The 25766-nt window shown below is 37.9% G+C and carries 21 protein-coding genes; 13 read left to right on the plus strand and 8 right to left on the minus strand.

Features of this window, described 5'->3' with window-relative positions; genetic code table 11:
- Positions 1-52: 52 nt before the first annotated feature.
- Positions 53-913, minus strand: coding sequence for a universal stress protein (locus tag BFL47_RS00725; RefSeq protein WP_069657873.1), 861 nt, complete (start codon positions 911-913; stop codon positions 53-55).
- Between the two features lie 376 nt (positions 914-1289).
- Here BFL47_RS00725 and BFL47_RS00730 point away from each other — a divergent pair, with 376 nt between their 5' ends.
- On the plus strand, positions 1290-1952 hold the full coding sequence (locus BFL47_RS00730) for an LPXTG cell wall anchor domain-containing protein (RefSeq protein ID WP_139125712.1): 663 nt from the start codon (positions 1290-1292) through the stop codon (positions 1950-1952).
- Between the two features lie 61 nt (positions 1953-2013).
- Positions 2014-3771 (plus strand): amino acid permease, encoded by a 1758-nt coding sequence (locus BFL47_RS00735; protein ID WP_069657875.1) that lies wholly within the window; start codon positions 2014-2016, stop codon positions 3769-3771.
- Between the two features lie 105 nt (positions 3772-3876).
- Here BFL47_RS00735 and BFL47_RS00740 read toward each other — a convergent pair whose 3' ends face one another.
- On the minus strand, positions 3877-5817 hold the full coding sequence (locus BFL47_RS00740; protein WP_069657876.1) for a KUP/HAK/KT family potassium transporter: 1941 nt from the start codon (positions 5815-5817) through the stop codon (positions 3877-3879).
- Positions 5818-6001: 184 nt separating this feature from the next.
- Here BFL47_RS00740 and BFL47_RS00745 point away from each other — a divergent pair, with 184 nt between their 5' ends.
- The 6 genes from BFL47_RS00745 (at position 6002) to BFL47_RS00770 (ending at position 11323) form a co-directional block, all read left to right on the plus strand.
- The gene (locus BFL47_RS00745) at positions 6002-6523 is read left to right on the plus strand and encodes a T9SS type A sorting domain-containing protein (protein WP_069657877.1); all 522 of its coding nucleotides are present in this window, start codon (positions 6002-6004) and stop codon (positions 6521-6523) included.
- Positions 6524-6633: 110 nt separating this feature from the next.
- On the plus strand, positions 6634-7245 hold the full coding sequence (locus BFL47_RS00750; RefSeq protein ID WP_069657878.1) for a fumarylacetoacetate hydrolase family protein: 612 nt from the start codon (positions 6634-6636) through the stop codon (positions 7243-7245).
- Positions 7246-7342: 97 nt separating this feature from the next.
- Positions 7343-8947, plus strand: coding sequence for a M23 family metallopeptidase (locus BFL47_RS00755; protein WP_083256935.1), 1605 nt, complete (start codon positions 7343-7345; stop codon positions 8945-8947).
- A gap of 4 nt (positions 8948-8951) precedes the next feature.
- On the plus strand, positions 8952-9419 hold the full coding sequence (gene bcp / locus BFL47_RS00760; RefSeq protein WP_069657879.1) for a thioredoxin-dependent thiol peroxidase: 468 nt from the start codon (positions 8952-8954) through the stop codon (positions 9417-9419).
- 76 nt (positions 9420-9495) lie between these two features.
- Positions 9496-10341, plus strand: a complete 846-nt coding sequence (locus BFL47_RS00765; protein ID WP_069657880.1) for a transketolase — start codon at positions 9496-9498, stop codon at positions 10339-10341.
- A 22-nt stretch (positions 10342-10363) separates the two neighbouring features.
- A complete protein-coding gene (locus BFL47_RS00770) occupies positions 10364-11323 on the plus strand; it encodes a transketolase family protein (protein WP_069657881.1) in 960 nt (319 codons plus the stop codon).
- 252 nt (positions 11324-11575) lie between these two features.
- Here BFL47_RS00770 and ispG read toward each other — a convergent pair whose 3' ends face one another.
- The 5 genes from ispG to BFL47_RS00795 all read right to left on the minus strand — a co-directional run bounded on the left by ispG (position 11576) and on the right by BFL47_RS00795 (position 18288).
- Positions 11576-13582, minus strand: coding sequence for a (E)-4-hydroxy-3-methylbut-2-enyl-diphosphate synthase (ispG, locus tag BFL47_RS00775; RefSeq protein ID WP_069657882.1), 2007 nt, complete (start codon positions 13580-13582; stop codon positions 11576-11578).
- A gap of 88 nt (positions 13583-13670) precedes the next feature.
- On the minus strand, positions 13671-15944 hold the full coding sequence (locus BFL47_RS00780; RefSeq protein WP_069657883.1) for a GH92 family glycosyl hydrolase: 2274 nt from the start codon (positions 15942-15944) through the stop codon (positions 13671-13673).
- Between the two features lie 276 nt (positions 15945-16220).
- On the minus strand, positions 16221-16853 hold the full coding sequence (locus BFL47_RS00785; protein WP_083256918.1) for an RDD family protein: 633 nt from the start codon (positions 16851-16853) through the stop codon (positions 16221-16223).
- Positions 16837-17769 carry a LiaI-LiaF-like domain-containing protein gene (locus tag BFL47_RS00790; RefSeq protein ID WP_069657884.1) on the minus strand — a complete coding sequence of 311 codons (933 nt, stop codon included), beginning with the start codon at positions 17767-17769 and terminating at the stop codon, positions 16837-16839. Before BFL47_RS00790 ends, BFL47_RS00785 begins: the two co-directional genes overlap by 17 nt.
- A gap of 9 nt (positions 17770-17778) precedes the next feature.
- A complete protein-coding gene (locus BFL47_RS00795; RefSeq protein WP_069657885.1) occupies positions 17779-18288 on the minus strand; it encodes a PspC domain-containing protein in 510 nt (169 codons plus the stop codon).
- Positions 18289-18576: 288 nt separating this feature from the next.
- On the opposite strand from BFL47_RS00795, the gene BFL47_RS00800 reads away from it, so the two are divergent.
- From BFL47_RS00800 to msrA, 5 genes are all read left to right on the plus strand, one after another.
- Positions 18577-19308 carry an MlaE family ABC transporter permease gene (locus BFL47_RS00800; protein WP_069657886.1) on the plus strand — a complete coding sequence of 244 codons (732 nt, stop codon included), beginning with the start codon at positions 18577-18579 and terminating at the stop codon, positions 19306-19308.
- Positions 19305-20057 (plus strand): ABC transporter ATP-binding protein, encoded by a 753-nt coding sequence (locus tag BFL47_RS00805; RefSeq protein ID WP_069657887.1) that lies wholly within the window; start codon positions 19305-19307, stop codon positions 20055-20057. Before BFL47_RS00800 ends, BFL47_RS00805 begins: the two co-directional genes overlap by 4 nt.
- Positions 20058-20174: 117 nt before the next feature.
- A complete protein-coding gene (locus BFL47_RS00810) occupies positions 20175-21062 on the plus strand; it encodes a class I SAM-dependent methyltransferase (RefSeq protein WP_069657888.1) in 888 nt (295 codons plus the stop codon).
- A 260-nt stretch (positions 21063-21322) separates the two neighbouring features.
- Positions 21323-22339: a hypothetical protein gene (locus BFL47_RS00815; RefSeq protein WP_083256936.1), complete on the plus strand. Its 1017-nt coding sequence runs from the start codon at positions 21323-21325 to the stop codon at positions 22337-22339.
- A gap of 39 nt (positions 22340-22378) precedes the next feature.
- Positions 22379-22921, plus strand: a complete 543-nt coding sequence (msrA, locus tag BFL47_RS00820; protein WP_069657890.1) for a peptide-methionine (S)-S-oxide reductase MsrA — start codon at positions 22379-22381, stop codon at positions 22919-22921.
- A gap of 7 nt (positions 22922-22928) precedes the next feature.
- Here msrA and BFL47_RS00825 read toward each other — a convergent pair whose 3' ends face one another.
- Entirely contained in the window at positions 22929-25682 is a 2754-nt protein-coding gene (locus tag BFL47_RS00825) for a DNA gyrase/topoisomerase IV subunit A (protein ID WP_069657891.1), read from the minus strand.
- Positions 25683-25766: the final 84 nt, after the last annotated feature.

The raw sequence follows: 25766 nt of genomic DNA on the forward strand, positions 1-25766 counted from the left end.
AACCCAAAAAAAGGAGCTGTTTCCTCCTGAGGAAACAGCTCCTTTTTTTGGGTTACATCAGAGATTCGTGTTTTGAAGGAATCACAAGCAAAGGAATTTTGGTATGATTGGCCATCCTTTTACTCATGCTAGGTTGAAAAACCCGATCAAGAAAACTTCGTTGGTAGGTAACCATAGATAACATATCTATTGACTGTTCCTGAATGTAGTCTTCCAGGGTTTCTTCAAATTCTGTCCCATAGAGATGTTTGACAGCAAGGACCTGCTCTTTATATTTTTCTTTTAATAAAGTTTCATAAGTCGGTATGGCATAAGTACGTTCTAAGATTGTAGATGCTTCATCTTCCTCTTCATCAGAAACAACAGCAACCTGTACTTTGGCTTCATACAGATCAGCGACTTTAAATATAAAATTAAGAAGAAGAGGATCTTTTTCAAAATGATTGGTAGCCAGTAAAATTTTTGATGGTTTTTTCCACTGATAATCAAAAGGTATAGCTAAAACCGGAACTTTGCTTTTACCGATGATAGAAGCTGTTTTACTCCCGAATAACTTATTATTCATATCACTGGATCCGAATGTACCCATGATGATCATATCGACTTCTTTTTCTTTGGAAGTCAACAGGATACATTCATTTGCATTGCCGCTCTTTACACAGGTGCTCACAATTACACCATCAATATCTTCAATGCTGCTTTTAAGCTGATTTAGTTTTTTCCTTGCATCAACCAAAAGGCTGAGATTATATTCTTTGTTTACACCAACATAATCGGTATATACGCTAGTAGCCTCTTCAAATACGTGAAGCAATATAATTTCTATGGGATGATTTCTGACAGATCTTACTGCAAAATCCAATGCTTTATCGGCACATTTGGAAAAGTCTGTGGGTACTAATATCTTTTTCATAATAGTAGGAGTTTATGTGGTTAATTCATTACACTATTTATAATTCTGACCTTGAGAATGGAGGAGATCAATTCAATCTAAGCAAGTAAAATAGCAAATATCCTTACTTTCAATACTTTAGCATTAATCAAAATTACTAAGGATTTTTAAGAATTGGTTGATCGTCGTTAAAAAGTTACGTGATCTTAATCACAAAAACAGTTAAAACAATAAATCCTTAATTTGTGTTTGCGAGTATTCAAAAAGGGGCTTCGGGTAATTATCATAGACGATAAATCCTTAAATGAAACTTTTTTGAAGACAATTTGGTTAAAGGAACGAGATGTATGCTAATGGAACAAAAAAACGTAGTACCCATCTTGTAAAACACGACGGTATGAAAAAATTACTCGTATTTCCTATATTTATATTGTTTGTAACATCAGGTTTCGCGCAAAAATGGAAGTCTGTACATATTGATGATTCGGTTCAGGTATCACTTCCTGGCGAATTTACTAAAAAAGACACTCTTGGTCAGATCTTGTTCAATTCTGAATCTTCTTTTGGGGAGATCATCATCACCAAACAACCGGATAATTCATTAAGCACTCCGGATATAGAAAAGGTGAAACATTTAAAAATTTACTATGATGACTTCATAAAGCGGATAAAGACCAGTTCAAACGGAATTGTGTCTGACGAACGGGACACTGTAATAGGCAAGTTGCAAGTCAAGGATTTTAAACTTGAAATTGATAGTGGAAGTGGTAAACAATACCGGCTTATCCGGATCTTGCATGAAAACTCTTCCACCTACACCTTCCAGTTTTTATATAAAGATATACATAAAGACTATGCTAAGAACGAAAGTGACACTTTTTTCAATTCTATAAAAATACCCCCATCTGCTGCTGTAAGCACTCAATTTACTGAACCCGAAAACACGACAGGTAAAGCTCCGGTAACAAACAGCACAATTTACCTCATGATTGGAGCGGTGGTCTTAATTGTGTTAATTATCGGAATTATTCTGATAAGAAAACGAAGGAAAAGGGATTAGCAAGTAATAAGCGGCAAATATTTTTATATTTTTGCCGCTTATAGTAAACAAGTTCTTCTTCATGGCTAAAAACTACTTCAGAAAAAAAACCATTGCACATATTTTATCGGATATTGATAGTGGAAACGGAGATGAAGAGCATCCTGGTGGTTCAAATTCCAGCTTAAACAAGATATTAGGTGTAAAAGACCTGACCTTTATGGGTATAGCAGCTGTTATAGGAGCCGGAATATTTTCCACTATAGGAGAAGCTGCTTTTAATGGTGGACCCGGCGTTTCCATTCTATTTGTAATCACTGCTATCACCTGTGGATTTTCTGCCTTATGTTATGCAGAATTTGCTTCGCGCATACCCGTATCAGGGAGTGCATATACCTATGCCTATGCTTCATTTGGCGAGTTAGTGGCCTGGATCATAGGATGGGACCTTTTAATGGAGTATGCTATTGGAAATATTGCCGTAGCGATATCCTGGAGTGAATATTTTACTAATCTGCTGGAAGGATTCCATATTCATATCCCCGCTTATCTGACCATGGATTATCTGTCTGCTTCCAGAGCCCATGAGGAGGTTTTGAAATTTCAGGCATCGGGAAATATTTCCGCTATTACCGAAACACTTCAAACTCAAGCGTCGGCATGGAATACAGCTCCCTTACTGGCTGGCTTTCATTTAATAGCTGACCTTCCGGCATTATTCATCGTGGTCATCATTACCTGGCTGGTTTATATAGGCATCAAGGAAACAAAAAGAGCTACCAATGCAATGGTCATTCTTAAAATTTGTATCGTCATTGCCGTAATTATATTGGGTGCATTTTATATTACTCCTTCCAATTGGAGCCCTTTTCTTCCAAACGGATTTTCAGGTGTGATGAAAGGTGTTTCGGGCGTATTTTTTGCCTATATAGGTTTTGATGCCATATCCACAACAGCGGAAGAGTGTAAAAATCCACAAAGGGATTTGCCAAGGGGCATGTTCTATTCGCTTATTATCTGTACCGTGTTGTATATTCTGATCGCTTTAGTACTCACCGGAATGGTCTCTTATAAAGATCTGCGGGTAGGTGATCCGCTTGCTTTTGTATTTACAAAAATTGGCCTTACCCAAATCAGTTATATCATTTCAGTAAGTGCTGTGATCGCTACAGCGAGTGTATTGTTGATTTTCCAAATGGGACAACCACGAATCTGGATGAGCATGAGCAGGGATGGTCTTCTTCCTAAGCGCTTTTCCAATATCCACCCTAAATATAAAACACCTGGATTTTCGACCATTGTTACTGGTTTTGTTGTAGCAATACCAGCTTTGTTTATGAACCTGACGGAGGTAACTGATTTAACCAGCATTGGTACCCTCTTTGCGTTTGTACTCGTATGTGGCGGAGTATTGATCATGGAAAAAGATATGGAGCAGAAACCAGGCAGATTTAAGATCCCTTATATCAGCTCCCGATACATTGTTCCAGGATTATTTATTGCTGTTATTGCGGTGTTTCATAAGCCCATTTTTGGACTGCTGAGTTACACCGGCGACTGGCACACCTATAAAGATAACATCCCCTACTTCCTATTTTTTATACTGGCCACCATTATTGCTGTGTTTTCCTTTTTGAAAAGGCTTTCGTTAATTCCTGTATTGGGACTTTTGAGTTGCTTTTACCTGATGACTGAATTAGGTTATACGAACTGGTTGAGGTTCCTAATCTGGTTGGGAATTGGGCTGGTGATCTATTTTTCTTACAGCTATAAAAATAGCAAGTTGGGAATAAAGGAAAACTTGCTTAAACAGCAAGGGGCAAATGATGAGATGAATTAATTATCATTCATAAAAAAAAAGGCAGTACCCGATCGCATACTGTCTTTTTTTATGAATGATTTTATGCTTGATAAAACTTTTTTATTGAAGCGTGATATTATTATCTTACTTTATTCTGGTAAGGTCAACCGTATCTGTAGTGGTTACAATTAAAGGAACCTGCTCTACGGTAACGAAACTTAGATCTAAGCCGAAACCTTTTTCTTCAGAAAGACCAAGACGTTTGAGTACGAAATAATAAGCCATGGTGAGTCTTTCAACCAAACTTAGTTTATTAGAACGGGAAAGGACTTTTTCCAGAACCACAAATCTAAAGTCACCTACAATATGATGTTTATTAAGTGATGGGTATTTACTGGTAATATCAATTTCTCCATTTTTAACCAGCTCTTCTACTACTAACCTAAAGAGTACATTGATACGTTGCTCAATGCGGAAACCAAGTTTAAAATCTATCCTGATTAGTTTTTGAGGAATTAGGAAATCAACTTTATACTCTAGTGTATAAGGCTCGTCCGTAACATCCACATGCACTAACCAGTATACATCGGCACGCTTAGGCTGTTTCTGAAGTATCGAGTACATGATCTTCGCTTCAATCTCTGATTTAAAGTTGGCACTTGTGAGGTAAATTAACTGCGATGCATATTTAGGAATACTGGTATCTTCACTTAAATCATTGATGATGGTATAATAATCTTCCACCTCTACAAATTTCACATACCGGTTCTTAATCCTCCTTGCGGCAGCCCATGACCACATGACAGAGAAAATAATAATAGAAAGCATGACTGTAAACCAACCACCATGAAAGAACTTGGCCATATTACCAACCAGGAATACCAGTTCAAGTACCCCATACACGACTACAAACAATAAGATCGCATAAAAAGGAAATCTTTTTCGTTGCAAGTAGACAGTAATTAAGATGGAGGTCATAATAAAGGTTACCGTTATGGCAAGCCCATAAGCACCTTCCATCGCTTCCGATCTTTTAAACAAAAGGATTACTACGATACAGCCTGCCCATAAAATCCAGTTCATAGAAGGAACATATAATTGTCCTTTTTGATCAGAAGGGTAATTAATTTTAACCTTCGGCCAAAGATTAAGCCTTACTGCTTCAGAAATCAATGTATAAGATCCGGTAATCATGGCCTGACTGGCAATAACTGCTGCAAGAGTTGCAATGGCTATGCCATATGGGAGAAACCATTCTGGCATAATCAGAAAAAAAGGATTGTTCCCCATACCCAGTGTTGCACCCTGATGTTGCCATAACCAAGCACCCTGACCAAAGTAATTGAGCAGTAAACAAGTCTTTACAAACATCCAGCTGATGCGGATGTTATCACGACCACAATGGCCCAAGTCTGAGTATAAAGCTTCAGCACCTGTAGTACACAAGAAAACAGCACCTATAATAAGTAAGGCACTAGGGTTACCGTATAAAATATGCCAGGCATAATAGGGATTAACTGCCTTTAAAATAAAAGGATTGTCAAATACATAAACAGCTCCAACAACAGCCATTGTTGCAAACCATATGGACATCATGGGTCCGAATGCTTTCCCTAAATGAGAAGTACCAAATTGCTGGATCACAAACAGCAGTGAAATGATGATAATGACAATGGGAACTGTAGGAAGGTCCTTAGAGAATATTTGAAGTCCTTCGATAGCAGATGATATAGTGATTGGTGGAGTAATCATCCCATCGGCTAAAAGAGAGGCGCCACCGATCATAGCGGGGAAAACCAGCCACTTAGCCCTTCTTTTTACGAGGGAGTATAAAGCAAAAATACCTCCTTCACCTCGGTTATCTGCCCGAAGGGTGATAATCACGTACTTAATGGTAGTTTGTAGGGTTAGCGTCCAGAAAATACAGGAAAGTCCCCCCAGAATAAGGTCTGTTGTAATAATACGATCGCCAATAATTGCTTTGAAAACGTATAAAGGAGAGGTTCCGATATCGCCATATATAATACCTAAGCTGATTAATAAACCTGCAGCTGTGAGTTTGTTTAAATCTTTGTGATTTGCCACTTTACTTGTTTAAAAGATGGATGCAAAAGTAAGTTATGAAATCCATTTAAACAATGACCATTTTTAATAGTTTATTTCGTAAATTACAAACTGACTATCAGAAGGTTTGTTAAATTTTGTTAAATAAGATTTCGTTCTAGTTTAATGTCTATTAAATCACTAGTTTTGTTAAAGCATTTAGGATATGAAAAAAATCTACCAAATCTCTATACTATTTTATTTTACTTTACTGGGCATCAACGCTTTCGGTACTAGTAAATTCCTTTTAAGTAAAGCGGATGTTTCCGATTCAACCAAGAGAACACAGCAAAAAGGTGCCTCTCATATAACAGATACGCGCCCGAACAGACCTTCAAAGGCTGATGTAAGATTAAATATCACTCCATTTAAGCCTTTGGCATCCCGTCCTGTTGGTTCTTCATCTAAGGCTGCTGCAGATTTTAAAGTCTTAAATAATGTGAAAGTATATCCTAATCCTGCGGAAGATCAGATCACCATTTCTTACACATTAACAAAGGAATCGACTGTTACGATCAAGATTATGGATGTTTTAGGGAATGAAATTGCAACTCTTTTATCCCAGCGTCTCCCATCAGGTGAACAGAATAACAGCTTTAACATCGCATCACGTTTAAACAGCGGATATTATTTCATCCGTTTATTAGCGGGTAATGAAACGGTTATCAAGCGAATCTCTATTTTGTAAATAACCCTTTATAGAGGGCTTGTCCCCATTTATTTAAATTCGATGATCGACTCATTCCATGTAATGAGCGAAATTTTCTTGTTTAAAGTTTTTAAAAACAAATCACACACATGAAGATCATTGCCATAGGTAGGAATTATGCTGAACATGCTAAAGAGTTAAATAATCCGGTACCTGGAGTTCCTGTTATCTTCATGAAGCCGGAGACGGCTGTTCTAAAAGATAATCTACCTTTTTACCATCCTGAGTTTTCAACAGATATCCATCATGAGATTGAGATTGTTTTAAAGATCTGCAAAGAAGGAAAGTATATTTCCGAGAAATTTGCAGGGAATTATTATGATGAAATAGGTCTTGGAGTTGATTTTACAGCCAGGGATATTCAAACTATACATAAGGAAAAAGGGTTGCCATGGGAATTAGCCAAGGCGTTTGATAACTCTGCTCCAATCAGTGTTTTTAAGTCCAAGGAATCCTTTCAGGATATTTACAATCTGGGGTTCAGCTTAAATATAAATGAAAAAACGGTGCAGTTGGGCAACACAAAAGACCTATTGTTTTCGTTTGAAAATATTATTGCATTTGTTTCACAGTACATCACCCTAAAAAAAGGGGATCTTATTTTTACCGGAACACCAAAGGGTGTCGGTAAAATAAATGTAGGAGATCGTCTTCAGGGATACATAGAAAAAGAAAAGCTTCTTGATTTTGAGATTAAATAATTTTCGCACAGTAATTTTAGGTACCCTTTTACACATTTTCAGTAACTCTCTTTTAGCACAGGTCTCCCCAGAGTTATTTCCTGTTACAGATTTCAGAATGCCTCTCGATATTAAACCATCTCTATCTGGTTCATTCGGGGAAATCAGAAGCACTCATTTTCATTCCGGTACTGATTTCAGAACCAATCAACGTGAGGGATACCCTGTTTATGCTGTTTCTGACGGTTTTGTATCTCGTTTAAAGGTGCAGATCGGAGGGTTTGGAAACGCCGTTTATCTGACGCACCCTAATGGTTACACGACGGTATATGCGCATTTACAGCGATTTAATTCGACGATTAGCCGGGTAATTACAGCACGTCAATATAGAACGCATTCTTTCGCAGTGGATATCCCGTTGCTCGCTATTGAAATTCCGGTTAAAAAAGGTGATATCATCGCCTGGTCGGGAAATAGTGGTGGATCTGCAGGACCTCATCTTCATTTTGAAGTACGGGATAGTAGAACGGAGGATATTGTTAATCCTGTCTTGTTGGGAATCGATATTCCGGATAATATAAAGCCAACAATCAGTGGCTTATACATGTACCGCTTAAATGGTTTGCCATTCAATGAAAGTACGGTAAGACAGTCTTTTGAGCTGATTGGTAATAATGGAAACTACAAGCTGAATAAGGCACCAATAATCAATTTCAGTGGTGATATTGGATTTGGAATCAGCGCATATGATCTTCAGCCAGCTGGTAATAGAAATGGCATTTATTCCATTGAACTTCAATTGGATAAGGCTACGATATACGAGTCGGAATTAAATCAGTTTTCGTTTTATACCAGCGGTGCGGTATCCTCCCACATGGATTACCCTTATAACAAACGGTCAGGTAGAACGGTAATCAAGAGTTTTGTAGAGCCTGGTAATCCTTTAAAGATTTACAAAAGCTTGGTAAACAGAGGGGTAATCAATATTTCTGATGATCAGATCCATGAGTTGAGGTATATTGTAAAAGATGTTAAGGGAAATACCAGTACGGTGAACTTCCGTATCCGTTATAACGCAAAATCAGTGATCACTCCTTCTTATCCTGAGGGGCTGAAAAAGTTTAGTTATAACCAGGCAAATGAATACGCCACCAGTGATTTTATTATTAAAGTGCCTGCGGGAGTTTTATACAGTGATCTTAATTTCAGATATAGTAAAGGACCCCCAAAAGGTTACTCGGCAGTTCACCGTGTTCATACCCCATTGATTCCTATCGAAGGCAGTTATGATCTTTGGATCAAGGTGGATCCTTCTCTCCCGGTTGAGCTGCAAAGCAAAGCTTTGATTGTAAATGAGAGAGGCAGATCTTTGGGTGGTAATTATGCGAATGGCTATATAAAGACCAGTTCAGGATCGTTTGGGGAGTTTAATGTGAGCGTGGACAACACAGCACCGGTCATTAGGCCAATAAATATAAAAGACGGAATGTCTGTTTCTGGTATTCCTGTTCTGAGGTTTAGAATTTCTGATAATCTATCTGGGATCAGTAATTTTAGTGCTACTATTGATGGGCAATGGGTTTTAACAGAATATGACCCGAGGAATGGCTCTGCATGGCATACTTTGGATAAATCAATGGCATCAGGAAAACATCATCTCCAATTTTCAGTTACTGATGTAAAAGGAAATTCAAAAACCTATAACGCAATATTTTATAAATAACAAAATGGCAGAGTTAAAAGAAGGAGATTCAGCTCCACAATTCACAGCAAAGGATCAACATGGCAAGACGATATCACTAAATGACTATGTTGGTAAAAATGTAGTACTTTACTTTTATCCGAAGGATGACACCCCTGGTTGTACTGCTGAGGCATGTAATTTCAGGGATAATTATCACCGTCTACAACAGGAAGGTTATGTTGTGTTAGGCGTGAGTACAGATGATGAGACTTCACATCAGAAATTTATAACCAAATATGAGTTGCCCTTTACGCTAATCGCTGATGATAAAAAAGAAATCGTGGAAGCTTACGGGGTATGGGTGGAGAAAAATATGTATGGCAAAAAATATATGGGCACTGCAAGAAAGACCTTTGTTATTGATGCTGATCAAAAGATTAATAAAATTATTACGAAGGTAGACACCGCCAATTCGTCTCAGCAGGTTCTTGATTTATTAGCTAAAGATTAATAAATTGTCCTCATTTTGTAAAAACTTTAGTTGATATCTGAGTGCTATTTCATAATTTAGGCGCTTTGAAACAAATATGAAACCAGATATTGAAAAATTAACTAACATTGCGACTCAGGTTCGTCGGGATATTGTAAGAATGGTACATCAGTGCCAGTCAGGTCACCCCGGTGGTTCTCTAGGTTGCGCAGATTATTTTACAGCCCTTTATTTTCACGTATTAAAGCATGATTCAAACTTTAATATGGATGGAACGGGCGAGGATCTTTTCTTTCTATCCAACGGACACATTTCGGCAGCATGGTATAGTGTGCTTGCCCGTTCAGGTTACTTTGATATTAAAGAACTTTCTACATTCCGCAAAATAAATTCACGTGTTCAGGGTCATCCTGCTACACATGATCATCTTCCGGGAATTCGTGTTGCTTCGGGTTCTTTAGGACAGGGTTTATCTGTTGCAATTGGTGCAGCGCTGGCTAAAAAGCTAAACAATGACGATCGGTTAGTTTATACACTTCACGGTGATGGTGAGCTTCAGGAAGGTCAGATTTGGGAAGCTGCATTATTTGCTCCTCATAATAAGGTTGACAATCTGATCTCGGCTATTGACGTAAATGGTCAGCAAATAGATGGTCCTACTGACAAGGTACTTTCATTAGGAAATTTACGTGCTAAATGGGAAGCTTTCGGTTGGGATGTTCTTGAAACAAATGGAAATGACATGGTAGAGCTAGTGGCTACCTTTGATTTGGCTAAAAGCAGAGCATTTAAAGGTAAACCAATTATGATTCTGATGCATACCAATATGGGTCACGGTGTGGACTTCATGATGGGTTCTCATAAATGGCACGGTGTTGCGCCTAATGACGAACAGTTAGCCGAGGCGCTTGCTCAACTTACATGTTCTACCCAAGACTATTAGTCGTTAATAAAGAGATACTTTAATGAAGAAATATACTTTTACAGAAAAAAAAGACACACGTTCTGGTTTTGGTGCCGGACTTTTAGCAGCGGGTAAAAAGAACAAAAATGTGGTAGCCTTATGTGCTGACCTTGTTGGATCGCTTAAAATGGAAGCTTTTATTAAAGAGTTTCCGGAAAGATTTATCCAGGTTGGCATTTCAGAAGCCAACATGATGGGTATGGCAGCAGGTTTAACTATTGGCGGTAAGATCCCTTTTACAGGAACTTTTGCTAATTTTTCTACCGGTAGGGTTTATGATCAAATTCGTCAGTCTATTGCCTATTCAGAGAAAAACGTAAAGATTTGTGCTTCACATGCTGGATTAACTTTAGGGGAAGATGGGGCAACGCATCAGATTCTTGAGGATATAGGTATGATGAAAATGCTTCCGGGAATGACGGTTATTAATCCATGTGATTATAACCAAACAAAAGCGGCTACTGAAGCTATAGCTGAATTTGAAGGTCCTGTTTACCTTCGTTTTGGTCGTCCGGTTATTCCTATATTCACTGATCCTGATCAGGAATTCATTATAGGAAAAGCATGGATGGTTAATGAAGGTAAGGATGTTAGTATTTTTGCAACCGGTCACCTGGTTTGGGAAGCTATATTAGCTGGAGAAAAACTGGCTGAGCTAGGTATTGATGCTGAGATTATTAATATTCATACCATTAAACCTCTTGACGAAGAAGCGGTGTTAAAGTCAGTAGCCAAAACAGGTTGTGTGGTTTCAGCAGAAGAGCATAACCGTATTGGTGGTCTTGGCGATAGTATTGCACAACTGCTTGTCCGTAACAACCCTACTCCACAAGAGTATGTGGCTGTTGATGATTCATTTGGAGAAAGTGGTAAACCTGCTGAACTAATGGCTAAATATCATTTGGATTGCGATGCTATTGTTGCTGCAGTACAAAAAGTAATTGCTAGAAAGAAGAAATAAGAATTTTTATATTTTATACAAAAATAGGCTGTCTTTTAAACAAGGTACAGCCTATTTTTGTTAGTTCTGTTTTTGATATGATGTTAGTTTTTGTTCGTTCTAGTTTTGATTTGATCAATAAAACGAATTTAAATATGTGCAATTTTGGACAAAGCATTTAGTATTCCATCGTAGGTAAAAACGCTTTGATTGAAAGACTAAACAATTGCATTACGATCTTCATCCTGCTTCTCAATTTTTTCCTGTAAGTATTTAAACCTCCATTTCAATCCAGTTGCCGTCTTCACGAATGATATCAATCAATTCATCCAGTGCATTATCCTTATTGACACTCTTTTTAACTACTTCTTTGCCCCTGTACAGGGTTATCTTACCAGGACCCATGCCTACGTATCCATAATCGGCATCAGCCATCTCACCAGGTCCATTAACAATACAACCCATAATAGCGATTTTGACACCCTTAAGGTGACTGGTTCTACTCCGGATCATTTGGGTCGTTTCCTGAAGATCAAATAGTGTGCGTCCGCAACTTGGACAAGAAATATACTCTGTTTTGGAGATTCGGCATCGGGTTGCCTGCAGGATGACAAAAGAAGTGCTCACGATGGTCTTTGCTGAAACAGCCGCAGAATTAAGCCATATTCCATCTCCAAAACCGTCTAGCAACAATGCACCTACATCTGTGGAAGAATACAGTTGAAAGTCAGAATCCCGCTTATCCTGCTGCTCAAGAACATCAGACTTGGAAGTATATGATCTTTTAATGATTACGGGGGTTTGGATACCTGTATTTTCAAGGGCAAAAAAGAACTGTCGCTGATCTGCCATACCATGTGATTGATCTGTTGTCAATACAAAAACCAATGTTTTATCTGCTGAAAGTATCTTGAAAGCATTGGGATATTGTAGTAAATCTTTGTTGCTTACTTGAACAAGATTTAGGTACTGATCTTTTATTTGTGCAGACTGATATACATTCCAGGATGCAAAAAGAGGATGCATGTTCTTTTTGTCTACGATTTTAAGCCATGTGGAATAATCATAAAGTTGTTTCAGATTTCCCGGCATATTGAATGAAGGAAGCTGATCTGCCAAATAAATAAAATCGACAGACTGCTCTGCCATATTGAATTTATCTAATAGAGGCGAATATAAATAGCCCGCAGCTGCAAGGATCTGCGGATCCATCAGGCTAGACTTAGAAAGATCAAGAATAACACGTGGAACCTGATGACCTCCTACAAAAGTATTGAGTTCAGTTGTTGTACGTTTGGTATATTGATAGGGACTAAAGCCAATGGGTACTGGGATACTACTGTTTACACCATCCTTGACGAGTTGAGTCCTATGTTTATATCTTTCAGCCAAAGCAATTGCAACAGGAGCCTCCAGTTCTGGATCTTCCGTTAACGAAACGCGGATAGTATCGCCTAATCCGTCTTCCAGGAGTGTTCCTATGCCTACTGATGATTTAATTCTTCCATCCTCTCCATCACCTGCTTCTGTAACGCCCAGATGTAATGGGTAATTCATCCCCTCCTTGTTCATGGTTTCCACTAAAAGCCGGTAAGCCTGTACCATCACCTGAGGGTTACTCGCTTTCATGGAGATCACCAAGTTAAAATAGTTCAGGCTCTCGCACATCCGTATGAATTCCATGGCAGATTCGACCATACCACCAGGAGTATCGCCATAGTAGCTCATGATGCGATCGGATAAGGATCCATGATTGGTACCAATGCGCATGGCAGTACCATATTCTTTGCAAACCTGAACGAGAGGAGTAAACTTTTTATAGATCCTTTCTAATTCGGCTTCATACTCAAAACTGGTATATTCCAATTGATCAAAGCGCTTCTTATCAGCATAGTTACCCGGGTTGATCCTTACTTTTTCAACAATCCTTGCTGCTGCTTCTGCTGCATTAGGAGTAAAATGGATATCGGCAATTAAGGGTACATCATACCCTCTTGCACGAAGTTCATTTTTTATCTGAGTAAGGTTTAGTGCTTCTTTAATACTGGGAGCGGTAATCCGTACGTATTCGCAACCTGCGTCTACCATTCGGATAGTCTGCTCAACCGTACCAATGGTATCCATGGTGTCGGTTGTGGTCATACTTTGAATCCGGATAGGGTTGTTTGCGCCCATTGGGATATGCCCAATAAATACTTCCCGTGTTAGGTATCTGGAGTAATCTGTTAAAGAATTGCAGTAAAGACCTTTTAAGGGTATGCTGGAAATAGAAGCGTTCATACTTATTTAAAATCTATTACAAAAGTAATAATTAATATGTTTGAACGCTCCTGTATATCTGAATGAGAAGGATACGATAAATTTTACATTATTTGTTATCAGCTTGCGATAAAGAGAATGGTTTGTCAGCTATAGCTAGCCCCTTCTCTTTTGCCGGATCACTTCCCATATCAAATTTAAGAGTGCCGCCATTGGTGATATCTGAATGTCTGAAATAATTAGCTGTGTAATTTTTACCATTCAATGTAGCAGATTGAATGTACACGTTTTTGTCATTATTATTAGTGGCCTCAATAATGAATTTCTTCCCGTTTTCCAAAGTAATGGTTGCCTTTTTGAAAACAGGACTTCCTATTACGTATTGATCAGTACCCGGACAAACGCTATAAAAGCCTAATGCACTTAGCACATACCAGGAAGATGTTTGTCCCTGATCTTCATCACCAGGATAACCATTTTCCGTAGAATTATATAAGCGGCTCATCACCTGACGGATATGATATTGTGTCTTCCAAGGTTCTCCGGCATAATTGTACAGGTAAATCATATGCTGAATAGGCTGATTTCCATGTGCATACTGTCCCATATTTGCCATGACCATTTCCGTCATTTCATGGATCATTCCTCCATAAGTACCGACGTTTACTTTATTAGGTTCAGAAAAAACAGAATCAAGTTTTTTGATAAAATTCTTTTCTCCACCCATTAGATTGCTGAGTCCTTGAATATCATGAAATACAGACCATTGCCAGTGCCATGCGTTGCCTTCTGTATAAGGGCCTCCCCATTCTATTGGGTCAAAGTTAGGTTTCCATTCCCCTTTACGATTTTTCCCTCTCATAAATCCGCTTGATGGGTCGTACACATTCTTGTAATTATACATTTGTCTGGCAAAGATATTTTCATAAAAAGGTTTATCAGTTGCTTTAGCAAGCTCATAACCACAGAAGTCATCATAGGCATACTCAAGCGTCTTAGCGGTTCCTTCGCCATATTCAGGATAAGGAACATAACCTAACTCATAGTATTCTTTCCAGCCATGACGACCATTAGCTGGTCCCCATGGCCCTTTGTTGGTTGCTTCATGTAAATAAGCATCCAAGGCCTTTTCAGGATCAAATGTGCGAATTCCCTTCACCCATGCATCAGTAAGAAGGGAAATAGCATGATTACCGATCATACTTCCACCCTCTCCGGGGAAAGACCAGGAAGGAAGCCATCCACATTGCTCCTTAGCCTCCAGCATGGCTTGCATGTATCTGCCTTGCATGGTTGGTTGTAAGATCGTGTTTAAGGGGAACTGAGCTCTGAAGGTATCCCAAAAGCCAGTATCGGTATACATAAAGCCGGAATGAACTTTTGCATCATAGGGGCTATAGTAATAGGGCTTACCATCTTGACCATACTCATAAAACTGTCTGGAAAACAGACTTGCACGGAAAAGACAGGAATAGAATGTAGCTTTTTCTTCCTCTGTTCCGCCCTCAACCAAGACTTTTCCTAAATGTTGATTCCAAATTTTAGCTGCTGCAGCTTTAGTATCCTCGAGTGTTTTAAATTTACGAAGTTCAAGGTTAAGCGTCCGTTCCGCTTGTTCAAAACTGAAGTAGGAAGAAACCACTTTTACCTGGACATTTTCTCCAGAATTAAATTCAATATAAGCGCCTGCACCATCTCCTTCTTTAGTTAATGATCCTGCAGTTATGGTATTTTCCCTATTTTCCCAGGTTCCATAAGATTTGAAAGGTTTATCGAATTCTGCAACAAAATAGTTTCTAAAACCTTCTGGTACATAATGACCGTTGTTTACGTAGCCAATAATTTTTCTTTCTTTAGGAAAGATCTTGACCATACTCATTTTAGTATAGCCGTCCAGAACCAGATAACTTGGGGCTCCTTTTGGAAAAGAAAATCGCAAATGTGCCCCTCTTTCTGTGGGTGCAATTTCCGCATTAATGCCATTATCAAGCTTTACCTGGTAATAATTAGGTTTTGCTGTCTCATTGGAATGATTAAATCCTGTAGCTCTATCCTCTTCATTTACTTTTAATACGCCTGTAACTGGCATGAAAGAAAAAACAGCATAATCATTACTCCAGGAACTGCACTGATGGGCCTGCTGAAATCCCCTGATCGTCTTTTTTTCATATTGATATTTCCAACCATCACCATTTCTGCCTGTTTGTGGTGTCCATGTATTCATTCCATTTGGCAAAGCCGTCGTTGGGTAGGTATTTCCTCGTGTTAGCTCATGTTTTGAATTGGTACCTTGAAGTGTGTTTACATAGTGCACCAAGTCAGGCGTCTGTGCAAACAGTGGTTTTATTAAAAATAAAAGAATAATAGAGAATCTCAATTTCATAAGCAAGTACTTTATACCGTGATTTTGGCAGTAGCATTTATAATAGCAAATTGTCGCCTGTGGTAAATTAAAAGAACAGACAGTATTTAATGGGTTACTTTTAGGTTAAAAACAATTGTATAAAACAAATATAGATTATATTAATCGATTTAGCATGATAATAAAAAATATATTACCCCAGTTTTTTTTACCTTAATAAGTGTCCTTAAAACAGCTCTACATGAATTACATCAGAACCAGAAAGCAGAATTTCCGTTTAATTTGCAGTATAAAAACTTAAATGAGACGATCCTTTATGACCAGGGTTTTCGCAATCCGATCATGCCAGCATTGTTGTTTTCTATTAAAAAAACCGGCTAGGTAGCCAATTCCCAAACTTAAAATGCAAAGAAGCTTTAAGCTATTTCGATAAAAGCTTTGTTTGAGGCTCAGGGGATTTGTATCTTCAGTCGTAACCTTAATACCCAGCCATGACTTACCAAATGTTCCCTGTCTTTTAGAAGCTTCCATAAAAACATTCATAAAAAATTTAACGATAGGAATTACCGGCAAAAAAGATACAGATACGGCTACTCTAAGATATTGAGACTGGCTATCAGTGATTTTGATTATAGCGACAATGAGTATCAGGTAGATAAAAAGCAATAATAAATAATCGATTACAGCAGAAAGAAGCCGCATATCCATAGATGCAAAATATTGTGCATGCGCTTTTTCAAGCTTAAATCCCAGAGCATCACATAAAACAGGAATTTCATGTGCTTCTTTATAATCACTCATTTTACTCGTTTTGACAAAAGTGTCTGGAGTGATTTGCATTCCCTTCATTTCTTCTATCGAGAAAGGGCCTTGAGGTTTACCTGATCGTACAACGAAATAGTCTTCCTCCATATTAATACCGGTCAACATGAAATTTGGAAAATCCACCTTTCATATTAATAATAATTTTACTCGACGCCGTATTGAAGTTAGAGGTTTGGTAAGAATCCTTACCGGTTGAATTAAACCCTTCAAAATCACTTGATGATAAACCTGAATCCGTTTTTATAGTGCATCCCGAAGATTCAGGTACAGTAATATTTATTTCTGATATTCCTGATTCAATGTTTACAACCGTATATTTATTCAAATCACCCAACTTAATATCAAAAGAGGCAACCCCACCCTGCAGTTTTAAGGTACTAATTTTGAATTTGGTTAGGTCAAATTCCGTTTTACCAGCACCTGTTTCTAAATTAATAGCCCACAATGGTTGAGTATTTAATGCCAATATTACTTGATTGGCTTTTGACTTATTCATATCCCAGTTACTCTTTCCTGTCATCTTAAAATCTACAGTTTCGGTACTATCATTGGAAGTCTTGAATAACGAATAGTTGCCATAAGTCTTTTTTACTTGCGCAGTAATTAGAGTAGAAGAACTATCTTTTAGTATAAATTTGGTGGCCCCGCCTGTAATGTTTAAAGTTGCAAGTCGGGTTCCCATTACAAAAGGCTCACTAAAAACGTTGGATTTTAGCTCATCTTCGTCCCTCTCAAATACATTACCTTCATCAAAAAAAGAATCACCATCTCTACCTGATGTATTTATACCTTTATAAGCGATAAAAGACAACACGATTATGGTAATCAATATAGAAACAAAACTACCTGCCTTATTAGTTGAATAAGAAAATAACATATTTACACCAATAAGGATCAGAATAACAGGCCAGAATCTCCAAATGATAGCCCAATCAAAACTAATCTGATCAAAGTTCTGCAATAGTAGAATTCCTCCTATAAAGAGGAGCACTATTCCCCAAATAATCCTTTCTGTCTTCATATCAATATTTTATGTTAAGGGTTGATCGTCTAATGGTTCGTTAAACTTAAATTCCTCTTTTTTTACTTCTTCTACTTTCTGCTTCTTACCCGATCTGAACAGAAAAATCAACCCTATTATGATTAAAATAACTGGCCATAATTTTCTTAATTCAAACCAATCCGGAACAAAACCGAATTCTTCAAATAAAAAGTACACCCCTAAAGCCACCAGAACTAGTCCTGCAACAGGTGCATTTTTCGATCGCTTACCCATACTTCCAAAGGTGCGGCATGAATTAGGGTTTGCACTATAATCCCCATTTATTTTAGCTTCCGAATCGAAAGGAAATGTATAAGGTTTCGCAGGTACAACGATCCATAATATAAGATAAATCAATACTCCGGATAACCCGAGTACAATCATCAGTAAAAAGATCAGTCTCACCCACATCACTTCAATTTCAAAGTATTCTGCTAATCCGGCAGCTACCCCCGCCAGGATTTTATTATTTTCATCTCGCTGCAGTTTCTTTTCCATAATTCCGATAATTAAGCTAATTAAATGGACAATTATCTAATCATTAGAGATTTCTTTATAGACTTTGTTACACAAGATCCATATATAGCTTGTCCTGGTCTACATTGTAACGCAGCAATAAATATTTTACTAATTAGAACAGAACGCAGTTACATGACGATTAATTAAAACATCGAATCAAAGATTATGTTGTTGCCTTAATTAGCAAATGACATAGTTTTAAAGATTCAGAAATTTAATTAATTTAGCTATCATTATAATCATCATATAAAATATACGCAATCATATATGTTTACAGATTTCGGAAGATATATTCTTCTCCTAAAAGCAGTATTTAAACGCCCTGAGCAGTGGAAGATTTATTGGAAAAACATCAGTCACGAAATGGTATATATCGGCGTAAACTCCCTGTACCTTATTGGCATAATTTCCGTATTTGTAGGAGCCGTAATGACTTTGCAGATCGCTTTTCAGCTACAAAGTGACCTGATACCTAAAACGATTATCGGATCTGTAAACCGCGACTCTGCCATTCTGGAGCTTAGTCCTACCATCAGTGCGCTGGTACTGGCCGGAAAGATTGGCTCATCCATTTCATCTGAAATTGGAACGATGCGTGTTACAGAGCAAATTGATGCCCTAGAAATAATGGGAATTAACGCTCCCGGGTTTCTGATCCTTCCTAAAATTATTGCAGGTGTAACCATGATTCCCTTACTAGTCATTGTATCTATCGCTTTAAATATTATAGGTGGCTATATTGGAGGAACATTTTCGGGCGCAATCACAGGAGCTGATTATTACAGAGGCATCACCGAAGGATTTAATCCTTTTACTATTGTAGTTTCTTTAGTTAAAGCTTTCTTTTTCGGTTTTATTATTACTTCTGTATCTGCTTATCAGGGCTATTACGTGAAAGGAAGTGCATTAGAAGTAGGTCGTGCAAGTACAAGCACTGTGGTTATCAGCTGCATTTCTATTCTATGTGCTGATTATGTGATTACCGATTTATTATTATGATTGAAATAAAGGACATCCATAAATCATTTGGAGACAATTATGTCTTAAAAGGTATATCCGGAAAATTTGAAGCGGGAATGAATAACCTGATCATTGGTGGTTCAGGATCTGGAAAAACGACACTTTTGAAATGTATGGTTGGCTTGCACGAACCTGACGAAGGTTATGTATTGTATGATGGACGCGACTTTACCCGCCTCACCAAAGATGAGCGGATAGATATCAGAAAGGAAATCGGCATGCTATTTCAAAACTCTGCACTTTTTGACTCAATGACTGTACAGGAGAATGTGATGTTTGCTTTAAATATGTTTACTAAGCAGAGCAAAGAAGAGAAGTTAGAACGGGTAAATTTTTGTCTGAACAGGGTTAACCTGGAAGGAAAAAATGATTTATACCCTTCCGAATTATCAGGAGGGATGAAAAAGCGCGTTGGTATCGCACGTGCAATATCCATGCAACCTAAATATCTTTTTGTGGATGAACCCAATTCGGGACTTGATCCCCTTACTTCAATCGTTATTGACGAACTTATAGATGAAATCACGAATGAATATAACATTACTACAGTAGTTGTTACCCATGATATGAATTCAGTAATGGGGATTGGTGAAAATATATTATTTCTTGCTGAAGGGAAAAAAGAATGGGAAGGCTCTAATAAAGAGATTGCACATACTGACAATCAAAGGGTAAATGACTTCGTTTTCGCAAGTAAATTCGCTCAGGCAGCTAAAGAAAAACTATAATCTTATATACCTGAAAATCACATCTCAGACCTGATTAAGTCCTTCCTGCATTATTTTTTTCAAGTATGCTGTCTATATTTAGTAATTTCGCAATCTTAATTACGGATATAATTGGCTATGATTGCATTACTTACACCTGAACATTGGAAAGATTACGAACTAATTGATTGCGGAGATTTCGAAAAACTCGAGAGATTCGGAAACGTGGTTCTTATCCGTCCTGAACCTCAGGCAGTATGGTCCAAGCAATTACCCCCATCAGAATGGCAAAACCTAGCGGACATTCGTTTTCAGGGACGGTCAGCTACTTCAGGCGAATGGGCAAAAAAAAACAGTAAAACACCTGATCGCTGGCACATCACTTATCGCAATAACGACATTGAAATCAAATTCCGCCTGGCATTAACTTCCTTTAAACATGTAGGAATTTTCCCTGAACAGGCTGTTAACTGGGACTTTATATCCAATACGATTAAGGCATTCCATACATCTCAGCCCAAAGTCCTTAATCTTTTTGCTTATACAGGCGGCGCATCTCTGGTAGCGAAAGCTGCAGGCGCAGACGTCACACATGTCGATTCAATTAAACAAGTGGTAAGCTGGGCAAACGAAAACCAGGAGTTATCCGGATTAAAAGATATCCGCTGGGTGGTAGAAGACGCATTAAAATTTGTTAAAAGAGAAATTAAAAGAGGGAAAAAATATAACGGTATTATACTTGATCCTCCCGCTTATGGCCATGGACCAAATGGTGAAAAGTGGAAGTTGGAAGATCATATTCTTGAAATGATGAATGATGTCGCTAATCTTCTTGATCCCGAGGAACACTTTATGATTTTAAATACTTACTCATTAGGGTTCTCATCCGTTATTGTAGAAAATCTTATCAAGGATTCCATTAAAAACCCTCAAAATCTGGAAACAGGTGAGCTTTATTTACAAGCAAAGACTGGAAACAAATTACCACTTGGTGTTTTTGGTAAAATTAGAAAGGTTAAGAATTAACGGCAAAAAAAATAAACGATTGAATTACAAAACTTCAACGCTTCCAAGAGTTACTGTGACCTATTTCAAGAGTTTTAGGCGCTAAAATTTCAGACTATTAGCAGATGATAACAGACCATGTTCTCAGGTCTTTGTACTCTAACTAAAGATAAAAAAAGTGTAGAAATGACCTACAAAGTCATTATCTTAATTCTTTTGATTACTTTGGTTGAAATTTCACTTCAATTTCTATAATGACTTATAAGTTCTTAACTTTCGTAATGTGTGCATCATGCATCATTTCTCTTGGGTGCAGCGAAAATAAAAGTACCGCAAATTCAAAAACCGCACTTCATATCTCTACTAAAAACCAAACAGTGGAAGGCGAAGCTGATAGCTTAGCAGTCAGTAATACGATCGACACTTCAGACTATAATAAAAGAAACTTACATCTGGCAAATGGAGATACTTCAGGCTACTGGCCTGTAAAGAAACAGCCTTACCCTCTTCCAGGAGCTATCTTGCCTTTCAAAAGAATTATTGCTTATTATGGAAACTTATACTCGGTAAGAATGGGTGCACTAGGCGAATATGCGCCTAAAGAAATGCTTGCTCGTCTAAACGTTGAAGTTAAAAAATGGGAGAAAGCAGACCCTGGAACTCCAGTACAACCTGCTTTACATTATATAGCCGTAGTTGCTCAAGGCGCTGCCGGAAAAGATGGTATGTATCGTACCCGGATGCCTGACAAACAAATTGATTCGGTACTCACTATCGCTAAAAAAATTAATGCAATAGTATTCCTGGATATTCAGGTCGCTTTAAGTACCGTCAAAGATGAACTTCCTTACTTTGAAAAATATCTTAAATTACCACAGGTTCATTTAGGAATAGATCCGGAATTTTCCATGAAAACTGGCGCTAAACCAGGTACCCGTATCGGCACTTATGATGCCGCCGATATCAATTATTGCTCAGCCTATTTGGCCAAATTGGTTATCGATAACAATCTTCCTCCTAAAGTACTTACGGTTCACCGTTTTACACGAAAAATGGTAACAAATACAGACAATATTAAACTTCATCCTGAAGTTCAAATTGTCATGCACATGGATGGATGGGGTCAGCCTGAATTGAAAAAAGGAACCTATCGCCATTGGATCTATCCTGAGCCAGTTCAATTTACAGGATTTAAGCTTTTTTATAAAAATGATCTTAAACAAGCACCTAATAAGATGATGACTCCCGAAGATCTGTTAAAACTAAAACCTCAACCGATCTACATCCAGTACCAATAAACTCGAAAAACATTGCCATAAAATCTGCGTTATAGAATTATGGCATTAGAACAGGCAACTTTTGGAGCTGGATGTTTTTGGTGCACTGAAGCAGTGTTCCAGGGACTTAATGGCGTAACATCATCTATATCCGGATATATGGGAGGGGAGCTTCCAAATCCAAATTACAACGATATTTGCAAAGGAAATACAGGGCATGCAGAAGTAATTCAAATTGATTATAATCCGTTAATCATAACATACGAAGAATTGCTTCTGGTTTTTTTTAAAACACACTCTCTTACATCGCTGAACAAACAAGGTAACGATATAGGCACACAGTACCGATCAGTGATATTTTATCACAATCAGGAACAAAAAAAAGTCGCTGAGTTAATGATCGATACCTTAACTAAAGAATTGGTTTATGATAAACCAATTGTAACGGAAATCGCACCCGTTTCCGAATTTTATAAAGCGGAGGATTATCATCAGAATTTTTTTAATGACAACCCCCTAAAAGCATATTGTGTATTTGTAATCCAGCCGAAACTGTCTAAGTTTACCAAGGATTTCAAAGAAAAGCTGAAACTTGAACAGTAAAATAATATTAAAAAAGATCAAGCTGGCCTTTATCATCAATATCATCAGGATTGGTAATTTCCAACTTGATATCTTTAGCTTTTTTTGGAGTAAGCAAGTCCTTTTTACCAGGCAAACCTTTAGCAGGTATTTCATCTTCCTGAACAGCTTCCGAATCTAATTCAATAACATCCTTCTCCGCTTCCTCATCAGCCTTCTCTGCCTCAACAACCTCTTCCAATGAAGATTCAGGTATAGGATCCGGAACGTCCTCCTCATCATCGTGCTCAGCGATGAGCTCAATATTTTTTATATCAAAAGCCGACAATTTATTCCCCTGAGCTTTCATACCTTTTATGTCAATTGTATCTGCCAAGTTAAGTTCAATCTGTTCTATTGCCTGATTTTTACCCTTACTTATTTCTAACCGTACTACAGGTTGTGCCGCACCAGAGATTATCCTAAGCTTTGATCCACTTTCTTCATTAATGATATGTACCGTTTTCCCGATTGAAATATCATCAAATTTAAACCGCTTCACATAATAGTTTTTAGTCTTTCCGTCCAGATGAATTACGGTATAGACCTTATCAGCATCATACTTTTCAATCAACACCATTTTATCATCAAAATGATTAGTCAGATCAAAAGAGCTTAGCTCATAAATACCTGTTAATGAAACAGTAAGAATTTTATCTGAGCCATCAAATTCGCCAAGATATATTCCTCTGCTATCCACATTTAAACGTTTTAAAGTTTCATCATACCATATCTTCCTACCTGATAAAGTAGAAATTCCCCTGCTTTTCAATATTACTTTGCGGATTGGATATTTAGTGACAATATTACCCATAGAGCCACGTCCTTTTATTGAAATGTCTGCAAAATTAATATCAAGCTGTAGCTTCTTTAGCTTTGAATGCGGTTTTAAATGAATAGTAACCACCTCCGCTTCTCCATTTGGATTCGCGCTAAAATAATATAATTTAGAACCCTTCGTGCCCTTAGTCAGATCATACTCTTTGTCCCTGGTCACCCCTAAAACTGCAAATCTTTTCACGTAACAGGTTCCACTCTCCCCATCTTTATAGATCATGTTATAAACGGTACGTTCATCACCCTTTTTAAACACGGCAACATGAATAATATCCTTTCCAACGAAAACCTTATCCTGAATTTTAGAAACAACAAATCGTCCACCTTCGCGAAAAACTATTATTTCATCCAGATCGGAGCAATCACAAACAAATTCATCCTTTTTAAGTCCTGTACCAATAAACCCATCTTCTCTGTTTACATAGAGCTTAACGTTAGCCAGAGCCACCTGTGTGGCCTCAACCCGATCAAATACACGAAGTTCCGTTTTACGTCCCCTACCCTTGCCATACTTATCCCTGATGTGTTCAAACCAGGATACGGTATATTCGATCAGGTTCTTTAAGTTATGCGTAACTTCTTTTATCCCATCCTGCAAAGATTTCAACTGTTCATCCGCTTTCTTCACATCAAAACGGGTGATGCTACTCATCGGTCTTTCAATCAATTTTTTATAATCCTCAGCAAGAATTACACGATAGAACTTAGGAAAGAAAGGCTCGAATAACTTATCCAGCACGACTACAACACGCTCAAAACTATTTGAACTTTCGTACTCCGCATTCTTATACATTCCCTCCTGGATAAAGATCCTTAACAAGGAGCTGAAGAATATTTTTTCCTTCAATTCCAACAGGCGGATCTCCAATTCGCGCTTTAAAAGATTGCGCGTATTATTGGTATTTTCAATCAGGATATCGTTTACACTTAGAAAGTGAGGTTTATCATCCCTGATCACACAAGTATTTGGAGATATTGAAACCTCACAATCGGTAAAAGCATATAAGGCATCTATGGTTACATCAGGAGAAGTTCCCGGTGCCAGATGGATCATAATTTCTACATCCTTCGCTGTATTATCCTCAATCTTTTTAATCTTAATCTTACCCTTGTCATTGGCCGAAATAACACTATCAATTAAACTACCTGTAGTGGTAGAAAATGGAATTTCAGTAATTGCAAGCGTTTTTTTATCGCGTTCTTCAATCCTTGCACGAACTCTGACTTTTCCTCCCCGCTGTCCTTCATTATAATTAGAACAATCTGCGGTACCTGCTGTAGGAAAATCCGGCAATAACTGAGGTCGAATCCCTTTCAATACACCAATGGAAGCATCTATGAGTTCAATAAAATTGTGAGGAAGAATTTTGGTTGCTAACCCTACCGCTATACCTTCTGCTCCCTGAGCCAACAACAACGGAAACTTAACTGGCAACGTAATGGGTTCCTGATTTCTACCATCATAGCTTGCTTGCCAAAACGTAGTATCCGGATTAAAAACCACCTCCAAAGCAAATTTAGAAAGTCGTCCCTCAATATATCGTGGCGCAGCAGCAGAGTCTCCAGTCATCGGATCACCCCAGTTTCCCTGTGTTTCAATAAGAAGGTTCTTCTGCCCGATTTGAACCATAGCATCACCAATGGACGCATCACCATGTGGGTGATATTTCATTGTGTTGCCAATCACATTTGCCGCCTTGTTGAATCTGCCATCATCCATTTCTTTTAACGAATGGAGAATTCTTCTTTGAACCGGTTTAAAACCATCATTAATATGTGGCACTGCCCGGTCTAGTATTACATAGGAAGCATAATCAAGGAACCAATTTTCATATAAACCATTAATGAGAATGACATTTTGTAACTTATCTCTATTCTCATTATTATTACTCGACTCTTCGCTCATTATATCAATAAAGATCTTGGGATGGGCAAAGATAACAGTTTAAATAAAAAAACCCCATGTTTCCATGGGGCTTTTAAAATCAAT

It is taken from the genome of Arcticibacter eurypsychrophilus (genome assembly GCF_001730525.1).
GTDB classification, from domain to species: Bacteria; Bacteroidota; Bacteroidia; order Sphingobacteriales; family Sphingobacteriaceae; genus Arcticibacter; species Arcticibacter eurypsychrophilus.

What these genes read in the sequence shown, in the direction of transcription:
- BFL47_RS00810 (WP_069657888.1), top strand. Translation starts at nt 20,175, where the DNA reads ATGATTGCATTACTTACACCTGAACATTGGAAAGATTACGAACTAATT.
- BFL47_RS00770 (WP_069657881.1), top strand. Translation starts at nt 10,364, where the DNA reads ATGAAGAAATATACTTTTACAGAAAAAAAAGACACACGTTCTGGTTTT.
- BFL47_RS00825 (WP_069657891.1), bottom strand. Translation starts at nt 25,682, where the DNA reads ATGAGCGAAGAGTCGAGTAATAATAATGAGAATAGAGATAAGTTACAA.
- ispG (WP_069657882.1), bottom strand. Translation starts at nt 13,582, where the DNA reads ATGAACGCTTCTATTTCCAGCATACCCTTAAAAGGTCTTTACTGCAAT.
- BFL47_RS00815 (WP_083256936.1), top strand. Translation starts at nt 21,323, where the DNA reads ATGTGTGCATCATGCATCATTTCTCTTGGGTGCAGCGAAAATAAAAGT.
- BFL47_RS00755 (WP_083256935.1), top strand. Translation starts at nt 7,343, where the DNA reads ATGCCTCTCGATATTAAACCATCTCTATCTGGTTCATTCGGGGAAATC.
- BFL47_RS00730 (WP_139125712.1), top strand. Translation starts at nt 1,290, where the DNA reads ATGAAAAAATTACTCGTATTTCCTATATTTATATTGTTTGTAACATCA.
- BFL47_RS00790 (WP_069657884.1), bottom strand. Translation starts at nt 17,769, where the DNA reads ATGAAGACAGAAAGGATTATTTGGGGAATAGTGCTCCTCTTTATAGGA.
- BFL47_RS00735 (WP_069657875.1), top strand. Translation starts at nt 2,014, where the DNA reads ATGGCTAAAAACTACTTCAGAAAAAAAACCATTGCACATATTTTATCG.
- BFL47_RS00800 (WP_069657886.1), top strand. Translation starts at nt 18,577, where the DNA reads ATGTTTACAGATTTCGGAAGATATATTCTTCTCCTAAAAGCAGTATTT.
- BFL47_RS00785 (WP_083256918.1), bottom strand. Translation starts at nt 16,853, where the DNA reads ATGTTGACCGGTATTAATATGGAGGAAGACTATTTCGTTGTACGATCA.
- BFL47_RS00780 (WP_069657883.1), bottom strand. Translation starts at nt 15,944, where the DNA reads ATGAAATTGAGATTCTCTATTATTCTTTTATTTTTAATAAAACCACTG.
- msrA (WP_069657890.1), top strand. Translation starts at nt 22,379, where the DNA reads ATGGCATTAGAACAGGCAACTTTTGGAGCTGGATGTTTTTGGTGCACT.
- BFL47_RS00795 (WP_069657885.1), bottom strand. Translation starts at nt 18,288, where the DNA reads ATGGAAAAGAAACTGCAGCGAGATGAAAATAATAAAATCCTGGCGGGG.
- BFL47_RS00725 (WP_069657873.1), bottom strand. Translation starts at nt 913, where the DNA reads ATGAAAAAGATATTAGTACCCACAGACTTTTCCAAATGTGCCGATAAA.
- BFL47_RS00765 (WP_069657880.1), top strand. Translation starts at nt 9,496, where the DNA reads ATGAAACCAGATATTGAAAAATTAACTAACATTGCGACTCAGGTTCGT.
- bcp (WP_069657879.1), top strand. Translation starts at nt 8,952, where the DNA reads ATGGCAGAGTTAAAAGAAGGAGATTCAGCTCCACAATTCACAGCAAAG.
- BFL47_RS00745 (WP_069657877.1), top strand. Translation starts at nt 6,002, where the DNA reads ATGAAAAAAATCTACCAAATCTCTATACTATTTTATTTTACTTTACTG.
- BFL47_RS00805 (WP_069657887.1), top strand. Translation starts at nt 19,305, where the DNA reads ATGATTGAAATAAAGGACATCCATAAATCATTTGGAGACAATTATGTC.
- BFL47_RS00750 (WP_069657878.1), top strand. Translation starts at nt 6,634, where the DNA reads ATGAAGATCATTGCCATAGGTAGGAATTATGCTGAACATGCTAAAGAG.